This is a genomic window from Gordonia sp. B8661-1, from assembly GCF_059427765.1.
Genome location: NZ_JCAHRL010000002.1, coordinates 139,204 through 152,699 on the forward strand (window position 1 = coordinate 139,204; position 13,496 = coordinate 152,699).

17 protein-coding genes are annotated in these 13,496 nt (G+C 68.5%); 12 read left to right on the forward strand and 5 right to left on the reverse strand.

Annotation, left to right across the window (positions count from 1 at the left end):
• Positions 1–9: 9 nt before the first annotated feature.
• Together rplQ and truA are read left to right on the forward strand one after the other, a co-directional pair.
• Positions 10–807, forward strand: coding sequence for a 50S ribosomal protein L17, sunset domain variant (gene rplQ / locus AC4JJG_RS04540; protein WP_495399736.1), 798 nt, complete (start codon positions 10–12; stop codon positions 805–807).
• On the forward strand, positions 804–1,715 hold the full coding sequence (gene truA / locus AC4JJG_RS04545) for a tRNA pseudouridine(38-40) synthase TruA (RefSeq protein WP_495400474.1): 912 nt from the start codon (positions 804–806) through the stop codon (positions 1,713–1,715). The genes rplQ and truA overlap by 4 nt, the downstream gene beginning before the upstream one ends.
• Before the next feature lie 4 nt (positions 1,716–1,719).
• Here the strand turns inward: truA and AC4JJG_RS04550 are convergent, their stop codons facing one another.
• The 3 genes from AC4JJG_RS04550 to AC4JJG_RS04560 form a co-directional block, all read right to left on the reverse strand.
• Complete coding sequence (locus tag AC4JJG_RS04550) at positions 1,720–2,187, reverse strand: TM2 domain-containing protein (RefSeq protein WP_495399737.1); 468 nt, start codon at positions 2,185–2,187, stop codon at positions 1,720–1,722.
• Between the two features lie 46 nt (positions 2,188–2,233).
• On the reverse strand, positions 2,234–2,608 hold the full coding sequence (locus tag AC4JJG_RS04555; protein WP_495400475.1) for a hypothetical protein: 375 nt from the start codon (positions 2,606–2,608) through the stop codon (positions 2,234–2,236).
• Positions 2,609–2,711: 103 nt separating this feature from the next.
• Positions 2,712–3,794, reverse strand: coding sequence for an alpha/beta fold hydrolase (locus tag AC4JJG_RS04560; RefSeq protein WP_495400476.1), 1,083 nt, complete (start codon positions 3,792–3,794; stop codon positions 2,712–2,714).
• 156 nt (positions 3,795–3,950) lie between these two features.
• On the opposite strand from AC4JJG_RS04560, the gene AC4JJG_RS04565 reads away from it, so the two are divergent.
• Positions 3,951–4,631 carry a DedA family protein gene (locus AC4JJG_RS04565; RefSeq protein WP_495399738.1) on the forward strand — a complete coding sequence of 227 codons (681 nt, stop codon included), beginning with the start codon at positions 3,951–3,953 and terminating at the stop codon, positions 4,629–4,631.
• A gap of 4 nt (positions 4,632–4,635) precedes the next feature.
• Here AC4JJG_RS04565 and AC4JJG_RS04570 read toward each other — a convergent pair whose 3' ends face one another.
• Both AC4JJG_RS04570 and AC4JJG_RS04575 read right to left on the reverse strand, forming a co-directional pair.
• Positions 4,636–6,090 carry a MinD/ParA family ATP-binding protein gene (locus AC4JJG_RS04570; protein ID WP_495400477.1) on the reverse strand — a complete coding sequence of 485 codons (1,455 nt, stop codon included), beginning with the start codon at positions 6,088–6,090 and terminating at the stop codon, positions 4,636–4,638.
• Positions 6,091–6,401: 311 nt separating this feature from the next.
• Entirely contained in the window at positions 6,402–7,619 is a 1,218-nt protein-coding gene (locus AC4JJG_RS04575) for a CaiB/BaiF CoA transferase family protein (protein WP_495399739.1), read from the reverse strand.
• A gap of 377 nt (positions 7,620–7,996) precedes the next feature.
• Between AC4JJG_RS04575 and AC4JJG_RS04580 the strand changes: the two genes are divergently transcribed.
• From AC4JJG_RS04580 to AC4JJG_RS04620, 9 genes are all read left to right on the forward strand, one after another.
• The gene (locus AC4JJG_RS04580; RefSeq protein WP_495400478.1) at positions 7,997–8,317 is read left to right on the forward strand and encodes a hypothetical protein; all 321 of its coding nucleotides are present in this window, start codon (positions 7,997–7,999) and stop codon (positions 8,315–8,317) included.
• A gap of 22 nt (positions 8,318–8,339) precedes the next feature.
• Positions 8,340–8,654: a YbaB/EbfC family nucleoid-associated protein gene (locus AC4JJG_RS04585; RefSeq protein ID WP_495399740.1), complete on the forward strand. Its 315-nt coding sequence runs from the start codon at positions 8,340–8,342 to the stop codon at positions 8,652–8,654.
• A gap of 82 nt (positions 8,655–8,736) precedes the next feature.
• Positions 8,737–9,045 (forward strand): type VII secretion target, encoded by a 309-nt coding sequence (locus tag AC4JJG_RS04590; protein WP_495399741.1) that lies wholly within the window; start codon positions 8,737–8,739, stop codon positions 9,043–9,045.
• 47 nt (positions 9,046–9,092) lie between these two features.
• The gene (locus AC4JJG_RS04595; RefSeq protein WP_495400479.1) at positions 9,093–10,376 is read left to right on the forward strand and encodes a hypothetical protein; all 1,284 of its coding nucleotides are present in this window, start codon (positions 9,093–9,095) and stop codon (positions 10,374–10,376) included.
• 56 nt (positions 10,377–10,432) lie between these two features.
• Positions 10,433–10,738 (forward strand): PE family protein, encoded by a 306-nt coding sequence (locus AC4JJG_RS04600; protein WP_495399742.1) that lies wholly within the window; start codon positions 10,433–10,435, stop codon positions 10,736–10,738.
• 78 nt (positions 10,739–10,816) lie between these two features.
• Positions 10,817–11,845: a PPE domain-containing protein gene (locus AC4JJG_RS04605; RefSeq protein ID WP_495399743.1), complete on the forward strand. Its 1,029-nt coding sequence runs from the start codon at positions 10,817–10,819 to the stop codon at positions 11,843–11,845.
• A 1-nt stretch (position 11,846) separates the two neighbouring features.
• On the forward strand, positions 11,847–12,680 hold the full coding sequence (locus AC4JJG_RS04610; protein WP_495399744.1) for an ESX secretion-associated protein EspG: 834 nt from the start codon (positions 11,847–11,849) through the stop codon (positions 12,678–12,680).
• A gap of 85 nt (positions 12,681–12,765) precedes the next feature.
• On the forward strand, positions 12,766–13,092 hold the full coding sequence (locus tag AC4JJG_RS04615; protein WP_495399745.1) for a WXG100 family type VII secretion target: 327 nt from the start codon (positions 12,766–12,768) through the stop codon (positions 13,090–13,092).
• 31 nt (positions 13,093–13,123) lie between these two features.
• Positions 13,124–13,417, forward strand: coding sequence for a WXG100 family type VII secretion target (locus AC4JJG_RS04620; RefSeq protein WP_495399746.1), 294 nt, complete (start codon positions 13,124–13,126; stop codon positions 13,415–13,417).
• Positions 13,418–13,496: the final 79 nt, after the last annotated feature.

The following is a 13,496-nucleotide window of genomic DNA, read 5'->3' on the forward strand; positions in this document are numbered from 1 at the left end:
GAGAAGAAAATGCCTAAGCCCACCAAGGGTGCCCGCCTCGGCGGGTCGGCCAGCCATCAGAAGGCGATGTTGGCGAATCTTGCCACCTCGCTCTTCGAGCACGGCCGCATCACCACCACCGAAGCGAAGGCCAAGCGCCTGCGCCCGTATGCCGAGAAGCTCATCACCCACGCGAAGGCCGGCTCGCTGGCCAACCGTCGCCAGGTGATGAAGGACATCCGTGACAAGGACATCGTGCACGTCCTGTTCGCGGAGATCGGTCCGTTCTTCGCCGAGCGCAACGGTGGTTACACGCGCATCATCAAGACGCTGCCGCGCAAGGGCGACAACGCCCCGATGGCCGTGATCGAGCTGGTCCGCGAGAACACCGTGTCCACCGAGGCGAACCGTGCGACTCGTGCGGCCGCGTCGAAGAAGGCCGCCGCCGGGAGCGCAGCGAGCGGGGCGAAAGTCGCCGCCGAGAAGAAGGCTGCCGACAACCCGGACAACGTCGTCGCCGAGGTCGAGGCCGAGTCCTCGGACGCGGCCGTCGAGAACGCCGCGGCCGTTGCCGACGCCGTCACCGACGAGTCGAGCGCCGCTCCGGCCGACGAGGCCGCCCTGCCTGCCGGTGCGCACGCACCGCTCGAGGACGACTCGCAGCCGGAAGGGTTCCCGATCAAGGGCAATGCGAGCTCCAAGCTCTACCACCGCCCCGGCACCCGCTTCTACGATTCCACGGTCGCCGAGATCTGGTTTGCGACCGACGCCGACGCGGAGGCCGCGGGCTACTCGCTGCCGCCGAGTCAGCAGGAGTCCGAGGACTGAGCACCTCGCAGACACCGGAACCCGCGGTCACCCCTGGTGGTGACCGCGGGTTCTCTGCGTCGGTACGCCTGCGGCTCGACGTGTCCTACGACGGCACGGACTTCGCGGGCTGGGCACGGCAGACCGATCAGCGCACGGTGTGCCAGGTCCTCGAGGACACGCTCGCCACGGTGCTGCGGGTGCCGGTGCGCCTGACCGTCGCGGGCCGCACCGATGCGGGTGTCCATGCCACCGGACAGGTCGCCCATGCCGATGTCCCGGAATCCGCGCTGGCGACGCGGTCCATCGCAGGCGACCCGAGCCTGCTCGTCGGCCGGCTCGCGAAGATGCTGCCCGACGATGTCCGGGTACGTGGGATCTCACGGGTGAGCGCCGACTTCGACGCAAGGTTCTCGGCGCTGCGGAGGCACTACGAGTACCGGCTCACCGACGCCCGGTGGGGTGCCGAACCGATTCATGCGCGCACCACCGCCGCGTGGTCGCGACCGCTGGACGTCGACGCGATGAACGCGGCGTCGGCAACCCTGCTGGGGCTCAACGACTTCGCGGCGTTCTGCCGGCGCCGTGAGGGTGCGACGACCATCCGGGACCTGCAACGCTTCGAATGGCGGCGCGACGACTCGGGCGTCCTCGTCGGTGCGGTGACCGCGGATGCGTTCTGCTGGTCGATGGTCCGATCGCTGGTCGGTGCGGTGGCCTCGGTGGGGGACGGGCGCCGCGACGTGGACTGGTGCCGCGCGCTGCTGACCGAGACCACACGCAGTAGCCGTGTGCCGGTCGCCGAGGCGCGGGGACTGTGCCTCGTGGGTGTCGATTACCCGGCCCCCGGCGACCTCGCCGCCCGCAATGAGATGACCCGCGACGTGCGTGTGAGCGACCGGACCGGCGGCGACTGCTGCGGCGGTTGACCCGTCACGAGCGCAGTGGCCTGCCCTGGGAGTCACGGGCGTTGCCGGAGAACAGCACAAGGGAGTCGATCAGGACCCAGATGCTGCCGGCGAACCACATGAGGCCACCGACGAGGATCCCGATGATCGGCACGATCAGAAACGCGAGCATGCTGCACAGGACGACCAGTGCGCAGCCGCCGAGCGTCAGTCCGGCCTGAATGATCGCCGTGCGGTTGTCGCCGATGTAGAAGCGTCCCGCACCGGCCCCGCCGAGGAAGAACTGCAGCAGCCCCGCCGTCGTTCTGGACTTGTTCGACAGTGGCACACCCGTGACCGGATGACGGCCGAACGGTGCGTCGGAATCGGTCAACCCGGGTGGGACGTAGGCCATCGGATAATCGGTGTACGCACTCCGGTTCGGACCGGGCGGGTACGCGGACGGCTGATACCCGGATACGTCGAATGCCGATGGATCTCCGGGGGTACTCATGGGGACATGATGACACGGCACGGCGGAGTGCCTGGTCAGAGACCTATCATGCGAGGGTTCGCGCGTAGGCGACGCGGTTGGAGATCTCGTTCATCACGCCCGGGTTGTACGCGGGGATGTTGCAGACGTGGGTGATGCCGTTCCCGCGCACCGTCACCTGGATGTAGCCGGTGGTCTGCCGATCCTTCATCAGCAGGAACAACAGGCTCAGGAAGCAGACCAGGAAGAAACCGACGAGGGCGAGGACGAGACCGGTCTGGGACATCCGCTCGGTCGTCATCGACATATCGGTGACGGCCCATTGCGAACCACGGATCGGAAACGTACCCGACGGAGTGATCACATGCGTCTGGGTACAGGTGATGTCGCCGATGACCACCAGAGGTGGCTCGGGCACCATGCCGGGCTGGACGGCGGGCATGTCGTAATTGGCCGGATCGGTGATGTCGAACGGCCGTGGAGTCGCATCCGAAGGACGGTCGAAGGGCTCGGTCATGCGGTCGATCCTCCCACGTTCTCCGCCGTCAGGTCGCGCCGCGCTCGTCGTCGATGGCCTCGAAAAGTGCCTCCACGGTGGCGTCGTCGCCGACGACGTTCTCCGGGCGCGGCCCGCGGCTCATGAGTTCCCGCCAGTTCGCGGGGTCGAAATCCAGGGGCCGATGCCGCTCGATGAAGTCGGCCACGGTGTCGGCGAATCGTCGGGGCTCGGCGCGGAAGGGGAAGTGCCCGCAGCCGCCGAAGGTCACCAACTCGGAATGCGGGATCGCCGAATGGGCAAGCAGCGCATGGCGATACGGGATCACGGTGTCCTCGTCTCCCCACACCACCAGTACCGGGAGGTTGTCCGTCAGATGACATCGGTCGAGCATGCTGACGACCTGGCCGCGCCAGTCGACGACGGCACGCAGGGTGCGAAGGAAAGCCGAGGACGCCGTCGGATCCGTGAGACCACCCAGGACACGCATCAGGTCGTCGTGGTCGTTCAGCATCCGCCGAGGGGTCATCACGGCGGGCGTTCCGGGCACGACGGGCAGTGCGGTGAGCGTCCGGGATGTCATTCGAAGAGCCGACACGGCACCCGGAATCCGGAGCAGGGCGAGCATCTCGGCCGCCACCGGCGCGGACACCAGTCGCAGGACCGGATTCACGTCGCGGGTCACCCCGCCCGCAGCCACCAGGACGAGCCGTTCGACGAAACGGGGGAACTGGTAGCAGAACTGCATCGCGACCCCGCCGCCCAGCGAATGTCCCACCACCGTGACCCGCGTATGTCCCAGCACCACGAGCAGGTCCCGCATGCCGTTGGCGAAGGCGGCCACCGAATAGTCGGCTCGTGGCTTGTCCGACAGGCCGTGTCCGAGCAGATCCGGTGCGATGACCGTGTAGTGGCGCGCCAGCAGTGGGATGACCTCGTCCCAGGTGGACGAGTTGTCGCCGATGCCGTGGATGAGCAGCAGGGCCGGTCCGCTCCCGGCGATCCGGAATGCGCGGCGATACCCGTGGATCACCCGGTACTCGACGCGAACCTCGGGTGCGTCGGCCGCGGGCGGCCGGTCGTCGACCGCGTGCAGAGTGGGTGCCGGCGCGGACAGGGCGTCGATCGGTATGGACACGTGCACCCTCCTCCGGTGTCGGGCGCCATCCGTTCGGACGACACCGCCTACGCCGAGTAAACCGTACGTCGTCGTCTCGTGCCCGACATGTTGCACGGAGTTAACGCGGCTGCCCGGCCGGCGTACCCGCCGTCTCTACGCTGGACTGTGATGAACCCGTTCGATGTCGACGCATTCCTGGCCACCGGTGGCCTGATCGGTCTGTGTGTGCTGATCTTCGTGGAGACCGGTCTGCTGATCGGTTTCGTTTTCCCCGGCGACAGTGTGCTGTTCGGTGCGGGTGTGCTTGCCGCGCAACCGAAACCGTTCGCGCCGCTCTGGCTGCTGTGCGTCGCCGTCCCGGTGGCCGCGATCCTCGGCGATCAGGTGGGCTACCTGATCGGCCGACGCCTCGGATCGTCGGTGGTGCACGGGCGGCTGATGCGATGGATCGGACCCGGGCCGCTGGAGAAGACGCACAACTATTTCGAGCGATTCGGCGCGTTCACGGTGTTCTTCGCGAGGTTCGTCGGTGTCGTACGGACGCTGACGCCCCTCGTCGCCGGCTTCACCAAGATGCCCTACCGGGTCTTCACCCTGTTCAGTGTGCTCGGCAGCATCACCTGGGCGGCAGGCATCATCGTCCTCGGATACTTCCTCGGACAGGTGCCGCTCATCCGGGACAACATCGAGATCTTCATCATCGGCTCGGTCCTCACCATCGTCATCCCGATGGGTATCCACGCGTTCTCGCGGTGGCGGAGATTCCGCAGGCAGAAGGCAGCCGGTCCCGGCACGCAGGATGCCGGAGCAGAAGACGCCGAGGACCGGGACGACGCCGCCGCCCTCTGACCGCTCAGTGGTAGAACGGGTCCGGATGATCGACCGGCGTCGCGAAGTCGTCGGCGATCGTCGCGGCGAGTTCGACGAACGCGCGACGTGTCTGCTTGCTGACCAGATCCAGGTCCACCTCGGCGCCCTCGGAGAGGTGATCGTCGAAGGGCACCTGGTGGACCGCACGGCACCGGGTGAGGAAGTGCTGACCCAGTTGCGCCGTGTCGATGGTCGATGCCCCGGGGCGTGACGAGCTCAGGACCACCACGGCACGCGAGACCAGGTGTCCGTAGCCGTGGGCCTCCAGCCAGTCGAGCGTGGCGCCTGCGCTGCGCGCGCCGTCCAGTGCCGGTGAGCTGACGAGGATGATCGCGTTCGCCAGATCCAGCACTCCGTTCATCGCCGAGTGGCTCAACCCGGTACCGCAGTCGGTGATGATGATGTTGTAGAACCGCTGCAGGATCTGGATGACGCCGCGGTACTCCTCCTCGGAGAAGGCCTCGGCGACTGCCGGATCACGTTCGGAGGCAAGGATTTCCAGGCGGCTCGGCGCTTGGGAGGTGTGTGCCCGCACATCGGAGTAGCGATAGACGTTGCGGTCGGCGAGCAGGTCGCGGACCGTCGATCGGGTCTGCTGCGGGATGCGCTGTGCCAGGGTGCCGAGGTCCGGATTCGCGTCGACGGCGATCACCCGGTCGCCGCGCAGGGAGGCGAACGTGGATCCCAGGCCGACCGATGTTGTGGTCTTGCCGACGCCACCCTTCAGGGACAGCACGGCGATGCGGTAGTCACCGCGTACCGGGCGGTTCACCCGCTCCAGCAACTGCTGGTAGTTGATGTCGCTCTGTGACTCCCCGGGGTTGATGGCGCCGCCGGACAACGTGTGGACGGCGCGGCGCCAACCCTTCCCCGGGGCGCGGCGCGCCTTGCGGATCAGAGCGACCTCGTCGAGCGCCGGACCGCCGTGGGGATCATTGAATCCGGCTGGGCCGGAGGGATATCCGGCATAGGGTGCGCCCATCGGCGGTGCATCGGGCGGTGGGCCCGCAGCAGGCGGTGCCACCGGCGGGTACTGATTCTGTGGTTCGGCGGGCGGAGCGCTCCACTGGGCCTGCTGCACCATCGGATCGGCCGGTGCGCCGTATCCGGTGGGCGGTGCGGACTGATAGGCGGGATAACCGGGGTCGGCCTGATACGGCTGACCGGTCATCTGCGCGGGCGGGTACTGCTGCTGGTGGTTGACATGCGCCTGTGGCTGCACGGGGTGCTGCTGAGGCGGGTACGCCGGCATCTCGGGCGCGGGGCCGCCGGGAACCGGTTGATTCGGGAACTGGGTGCCGGGTTCCGGACTCACCCGGTCCGCGGGTGCGGGGGCCGATTGAGGGGCCACCTCGTGATTCGGCTCGTGCGGCGGCGGACCGGGATTCGCGAACTGCAACCACGGGGGAGGTGCCGGCATCTCGGCGCCCCCGGCCATGTCGCCCCCGGCCACGTCATTGCCCCCCGCGGAGTTGGTGCCTTCCGCGGAATTACCTGCAGTGTCGTACGTCATAGCGGTCTCACCCCCTGAAAACCCGGTGCAACGAACCGGAACGCTGTGATGTCGGTACTCACGGTCACTCTCTTCTGCCCGAACCGGTGGCCGCCACTGTGTGCGGGCTGTGGGCCCAATCGGCCCGATCTGGTCGATGACCAGGTGTTATGCAGCACAATGTCGTCCACTGGTCGATCGGTCGGGGCATGCTGCTCACCGCGAACGATCAGTTGACGTCTCAAGGCTACGCGACATCAGATGATCCGCTCGTCGGCAAGGGCGGCCAGATCGTCGGCGGTCAGGCCCAGGACGTCGCCGTAGACCTGCGCGTTATGAGCCCCGGGCGTCGGCGGACCGGCGCTCGCCACGCGTCCGGGTGACGCCGAGAGCTTCGGCACGATGCCGGGTCCGAGCACCGTCCGGCCGAGCCGTTCGTCGTGATGTGGGATCAGCATGTCGCGGGCGATCATCTGCGGGTCGGCGACGACCTCGGCCACCGTGTTCACCGGGCCGACCACCACGCCCGCGGAGCCGAGGATGTCCATCAGTTCCTCGCTGGTGTGCTCGGCGGCCCATGCGCCGATGATGTCGTCGAGGTCGTCCTGATGCACGCCCCGGGCCCGATGGTCGGCGAACCGGGGGTCGGTCGCGAGGTCGTCGCGGCCCATCGCCGCGCACAGCCGACCGAAGACCGTGTCCTGATTGGCGGCGATGACGACGCGAAGCCCGTCCTTGGCGAGATAAAGGTTCGAGGGTGCTATCCCGTCCAGCCGGGTGCCTGACGGTCCCCTGATCACCCCCGCCAGGTCGTAGTCGGCGATCGTCGACTCCTGCACCGCAAGACAGGCCTCCGTCAGTGCCGTGTCGACCACCTGACCTTCGCCGGTCACGGTGCGGCGATACAGCGCCGCGAGAGCGCCCTGTGCCGCGAACATCCCGGCGAGGGTGTCCCCGAGGGACAACGCGAGGCGCGGCGGTGCCTCGCCCGGGTAGCCGTTCAGATATCGCAGTCCGCTCTCGGCCTCCGCGACCGACGCGTAGCCGGCTCGGGACGCGGCGGGGCCGGTCTGTCCGTAACCGGAGACCCGGACCAGGATGATGCCGCGGTTGCGGGCGGTGAGCACGTCGTATCCGAGGTCCCAGCGTTCCAGGGTGCCCGGCCGGAAATTCTCGACGATGACATCCGAACGGGCGGCCAGGTCCAGGAACAGCTCGCGCCCCCGCCGGGAGCGGAGATCCAGCGTGACGGCCTTCTTGTTGCGCGCGTGCACCGTCCAGTAGGCGCGTTCGCCGTCGACCTCGGCCTGCCCCCAGGTGCGGATCGGATCGGGGGAGCCCGGCGCCTCGATCTTGATCACCTCGGCGCCCATGTCGCCGAGCAGGCGACCGGCGAACGGGCCGGCGATGAGGGTGCCCAGCTCGAGGACCCGGATTCCGTCGAGTGCGCCCGCGGGCACGTCATTCGTCGTCACCGTGTCAGCATCCCGTATGCGAACCGGCCGACCGCAGGGAATCGCCGGTCTTGCCGGGATGGAGTCGCCGTGGCGTCACGGCTGGTTGGCTCCGGACGGGTGTGGCAAAATGCACTCTCGGCACCGTCGGCGAGCGACCACACGGTCGTGACACGCCGCGGTGTCAGGGCGAATGCGGGGATTCGCGGGGGATGGTCCGGCGGAACCGATGTCTGTCGGAGTGCGTCTTAGGTCGTGAAGGGGGGCAGACCATGTCGCCGAATCACCGGGTCAACGGACCCGCTCACAGCCCACGCCCTGTCGGTGTCCCACAAAAGGATGTCCCACAAAAGGATACGTCTTCGCCGGCCGGTGGGTACGACCCCGACGCCGACCCGATCACCGCACTCTCGTCGGCCCGCTCTCGGTCGGGCGCCGTGTCGGTGACGACGACGCCTCAGGGCCTGCCGATGACCGTGCGCATCGAGAACTCGGCGCTCGCCAAGGACGAATCCGTGCTGGCGGCCGAGATACTGCGTCTGTGTCAGCAGTCGGCCATGGTCGCGGGCATCCGCATCCGGGAGCACCTGATCGCCACCGGGGTGAGCCGGGAGATCGTCGACGAGATGAAGCTGCCGCGACCCGACGACCTCGCACGCGCCGAACAACAGGACGACCACACCGACGACGCCCCGGCGTCCTGGCTGCGGTCGGTGTAGGGGACGCCGAATGAGTTGGGCGATGGACGAATTGACGGCCCGCGCGAACGCGCAGCTGAACAGTCTGTACGAGGTCAATGAGCGGTTCGCGACGATCAGCGTGCGGGAGACATCCCCGGACGACCTGGTGACCGTCGAGGTCGACGGAGGTGGCGCGCTCACCGGGCTGTGGCTCGCGCCGGGCGCCAACGGTCTCGGCGGAGCGCGACTCGGAGAGGTCATCGTGGCGACGGCGGGGCTCGCGGTGCAGCGTGCGTTCGCCCAGCGGGCCGCCGTGACCGAGGAGTTCACCGAGAGTTTCGCCGAGCTGCTGGCATCGAGGCCGGTGGACCGATGAGCGAACGCGCCGGCGGCGATCGCCGGACCTACACATCACCATCACGAGCAGTGGCCGGAGGCCACGGCAAGGAGGGGCCGCAATGAGTGAAGTGACCGTACTGCCCGAAGCCGTCCAGGCCTTCGGCGCGACCAGTGGTGCGCTGGCGACCGCGGTCGGTGCGGCCGGTGGCATCAATGCCGCGGCCAATACCGCGGTGATGGTTCCGGTGTTCGGACTCATCGGTCAGGAGTTCCTGGCCTCGTTCATCGTGGCGCAGGCCAATCACCTTCTCTCCGTAGGCAATGTGGCGGCCGTCCACGCGGGCACCGCGGTGGCCACCTTCTCGGGTCTGGAGCGGTTCGACGGCGACGACGCGACGTCGGCGAGCGCGATCCGATCGGTACTGTGACCGGCATTCCCGCGGGTCCGCTCCCGGGCATCCCCGATGTCCCGGCGATGACGCACATGACCGTGCAGGAGATGGTCGACGCGACCCCGCTCGGACCGATCCTGGACACCCCGGTCGCCGACATCCTGGAGGGTCTCGGCATTCCGCCGCTGCCGCAGATCCCACCGCTGCCACCGCTACCGGGGCTGCCGCCCATGCCGCAGATCGACCTCACGGCCCTGATCAAGCCGCTCACCGATCTCCTGGGCGGATTCGGCACGGGAGACCTGTCCGCCGGCGCGTTCGACCCGTCGGCGATCTTCGCGAGCCTGAGCAAGGTCCTGCAGACCGCGATGTCCATGGGCACCGGCGCCACCAAGGCGCTGGACCAGGTGTGGACGGGTACCTCGGGGACGGCCGCGATCGCGAAATCCACCATCACGACGGCCGACACCGGAAAGGTGGCGACACAGGGCACCGGGATGTCCTTCGACATCCAGGCGGCCGCGGCCATCGTGGGTGCGGGTCTGGCCACCGTGCAGGGCATCATCGCGGCGACCGTGGCGAAGATCGCCGGCACCGTGCCCCTCATGACGACTCCCGTGGGGCCACCGCTGGCGATCGGTTTCGCGACCGAAGGACTGTCCGAGGCGACCGCGGCCGTCGCGTTCACGCGAGCGCAGTTACTCGCCCCCACCACCAAGATGGTCACCAACGGCACACAGGTGCCGGTCACCAAGGCGCCGTCCCCCAGCGGTGCGGCACAGTCGCCGTTCGCGGTGGCCAGCACGGTGATGCAGGCCGTCACACCGGTGGTGTCGGGTGCGGCCGAGCTGCCCGGGATGATCGCCGCACCGGTCAGCCGGATGCTCGGGGCGGCCATGATCGACCCGTCCCGGCCCGACGGCGCATTGCCGGGCGCGAATGCGTTCGCCGGACCGAACGGTCCGGGCGGAGGACCGGGCGGCACCACGATGCCCGCGGGCTTCGGTGGCGGCGTGGGAGGTGTGGGCGCCGGCGGCGGGACATCGTTGTCCGCCCCGCGTGTGGCCTCGGCGCCGATGGTCACCGAACCGATGGGGGTCAACGGCCAGCAGGGCACCCGCACCACGACGACGACGTCGACGACCGGGATTCCGGCGTCGATGGCTCCTGCCGCAGCGGGAACCGCGCGGGGTGCCGGTGCGTCTGAAGAAGAGCGAGAGGTGCCGGACTACCTGGTCACCGAGGACAACGGGCACCGGGTGGTCGGTGATGTCCCCGAGGTCGCCCCGGCGGTGCTCGGACACGACGAGGAGGCCGGTCCGGCGCCCGGGCCGGATATCGAACTGCGGCTCGGACCGGCCACCTGAGCGTCACCCGACACGACCACACGAAACCGCCAGATTTCCCGAGAGGAATGAGCACCATGTCCGACACCCAGTTGCAGGTCGATCCCGGTCAGCTCGTGGTTGCCGCCGGCCGCCTCGATGCCCTGGCAGACCGGCTCGAGAAGTCACTCGCGTCCTCGTCGCACGCTCTCACCGTGCCCGCGGCCGGCCGGGACGAGGTGTCCACCACCTCCGCGGCGACGTTCAACGCGGTGGCCGACGAGTTCGCGGGCGATTCCGCTCGCGGGGTGGAGGAACTCCGGAAGATCGCCGCCGTACTGCGGTCGCAGGCCGGTGGATTCACCCGGGGCGAGGAAACCGCGGCCGAGGCGTTCCGCCTCTGAACACCGCCGCGGCGCAACGGATGTGCGCCGACGACCATCCGATCCTGATTCCGTACCGACCACCGAGAGGAGAGTGAGATGACCGGATTCACCGGTGTTGTCTGGGATACCCGGACAACCGAGCGGCTCGCTCATGAACTCGGTGACGGTGCCGGACCGGCCCCGCTGATCGAGGCCGGACGCGAGTGGGCGGCGGTGGCCGCCGAGTTCGCCTCCGCGGGGACCGAATACGCATCGATCATGACCGCACTCGGAACGCACTGGCGCTCGGCATACACCGGTTCGGCCTTCGAGAAGCTCACCGAACTGGCGCCGTGGTTCGCGCAGACGGCCGCGGCGGCGGCCGACAACGCGGTCCGCGCCGAGACCCAGGCCGCGGCGGTATCCGTCGCCCGGCTCGCGATGCCGAACCTCGCCGAGGTGGATATCGCGCAATCGGCGATGCATGCGGCGACATCGCTCAGCGCGCTCGCCCCCGCCATGGTCGGCGCCGCCGCGCGTGCCGAACGTGCGGTACACGATCAACGGATGCGTGCGTCACGGGTCATGCAGACCTACGAGTCGGCCACCGAACCGGCAGCGCGGCCGTGGGAAAGCTCGCTGCCCGCACCGAATCTCGTCTCCGGTGCCTCGCTCGCGGCCGAGCGAGCCGCACGTGAGGCCGCGGCGCGTGCCGCCGCGACGACGGCCCCTACCGCGGGAACACCGGCCGCGGGTCCCTCGCCGTTCGCGGGCATGCCGTTCGGAGTATCGGTGACGCCGGAGAAGTCCCGCTACGCGCCGACCGTGGTGGCCGCCGCCACGGGCACGGCGCCCGCCGCCGCGTCGCCGGTCGCACCCGCCTCGTCCCCGCACGCCCCGATGGCTCCGTTCGCGCCGCAGGTGGGCATGGCCAATTCGGAACGCGTCGTCGCGCGTGGGCCGGAGGCCGAGGACTCCGTCACCGAGAACGCCGGGACGAGCGTGGCCGGGGAGTCGTCAGCCGCGCCTGCCACGTGGGCCGAACTCGCCGTCGCCGAGAGATCGGCGGTGCAACCCGTTTCGGATCGCACTGTGGGGGACCATGATTCGGCGTTCCTGACTCTCGGCTCGCCGAGGGGGAACTGACATGTGGTCGACCATCGCGGAACCCTGCATCGTTCTCGATGCGCATGTGCTGGCCCGTGTGGGGGAACGAACGGGATTGCAGACGTGGCCGGTCGTCCTCGACATGTGGTTCGACGAGCCGGATCCGGCGATCGCCGTGGCGCGTGTCGCCCATGCCGACCAGATCATCGCCGAACACCAGTTGATCGCCGACGGCGAGCCGGCTGCCTGGTTGGCGACCGCGCTGCGGGTGCTCTCGGCCCCGGAACGGCAGATCGAGATCCGCACCTTCGCGGCCGACGGTTCGGTGCGCCGTGCCTGCTTGGCGCGCAACGGCAACGACAACGTACTCGCGGTCCGCGAGGGCAGCCGGATCGATGTCTCGATAATCGACGTCGCCACCGAGGAGCGGGTGGGCACGATCGTCGCCCGCGAACTCGAGCCCGCCCGGATATCGGTACCCGCGGTGCCGGTACCCATAGCGTTCACCGGACTGTCCACTCCGGCAGCCGAGTTCGCCGAGCGTCTCGGCCGATGCCGCGGGGCCACCGACACCGCCGATGCGCTGCGCGCACTGGGTGCATCCGTCCGCGATGCGGTGAATGTGGCTGCCGCACTCGACAATTGCCTGTGTAGATCCGAGGTTGTCGCGGTCTCGTGGTCCGGCGGGATCAACACACAATCTTCTGGAGCGCTGGCCGTATTCGACACCGATCGCGGTCGAATCGTGGCCAGTCCCAGCAAGTCTCCGGACGGGCGGGTGTGGACCACCCTCTCGCCGGGTACGGGTCATCGCATCACGCAGGCCGTCGGCCTGCTTGTCGAGACCCTGCCCGAGGGCAGGTGGATGCCGTGAACCGGATGGGGGAGCCCGACTCCGATAACCCCGAACTCATCAACAGAGCATCGACGGGCGATGCCGCAACACAGGAGGAAATTGCATGACCGGAAACAACGGGCTGCACCTGGACGGCGGGGCCGCCCAGAAGTCCACTCAGTCGATCAGTCAGATCGTCGCGGACATGAAGGGCATTCTGTCCAAGATCGAGGCGTCGTCGGCCGACGGCATCGCGACCTGGAGCGGTCAGGCGTCGCGCTCCTTCGGTACCACGCAGGGGGACTGGAGCGGAACCGCCTCCAAGCTCCAGGCGGCGCTCAACGAGATCGAAGCCAAGCTGACGACCGGTTTCAAGGGATACCACGGCCACGACGCCGACATCGCCAACACGGTTGCCAAGAGCACCGGCGGCGGCCTCACCCTCACCTGATCCACTCACCACCCTCACCAAGGAGTCCGCAATGGATGATCTGATCAAGTACAACTTCGCCGCACTCAATACCCTCGCCGGCGACCTGAACGGTCAATTCAAGGCGCTGGAGAACCTGTCGAACCTCCTCAAGAGCGAGGTGAGTCGCCTCGGTGTCAACTGGATGTCGGAGACCGGCGCCCAGCAGTACCAGACCGCACAGGCCAACTGGGACCGGCTGTTCGAGGAACTGCGCATGCAGCTCAACGGACTCAGCCGCGGTGTCGAGGGTGCGTCCACCGCGATGCATCAGGCCGACAAGGCGATCGGCGCCACCTTCGCCTGAGCAATACTCGGGCGAGTACGACCACAAGGACCCACCCCGGATTCTGTCCGGTGGTGGGTCCTTTCCGTCGTCGCCGCGG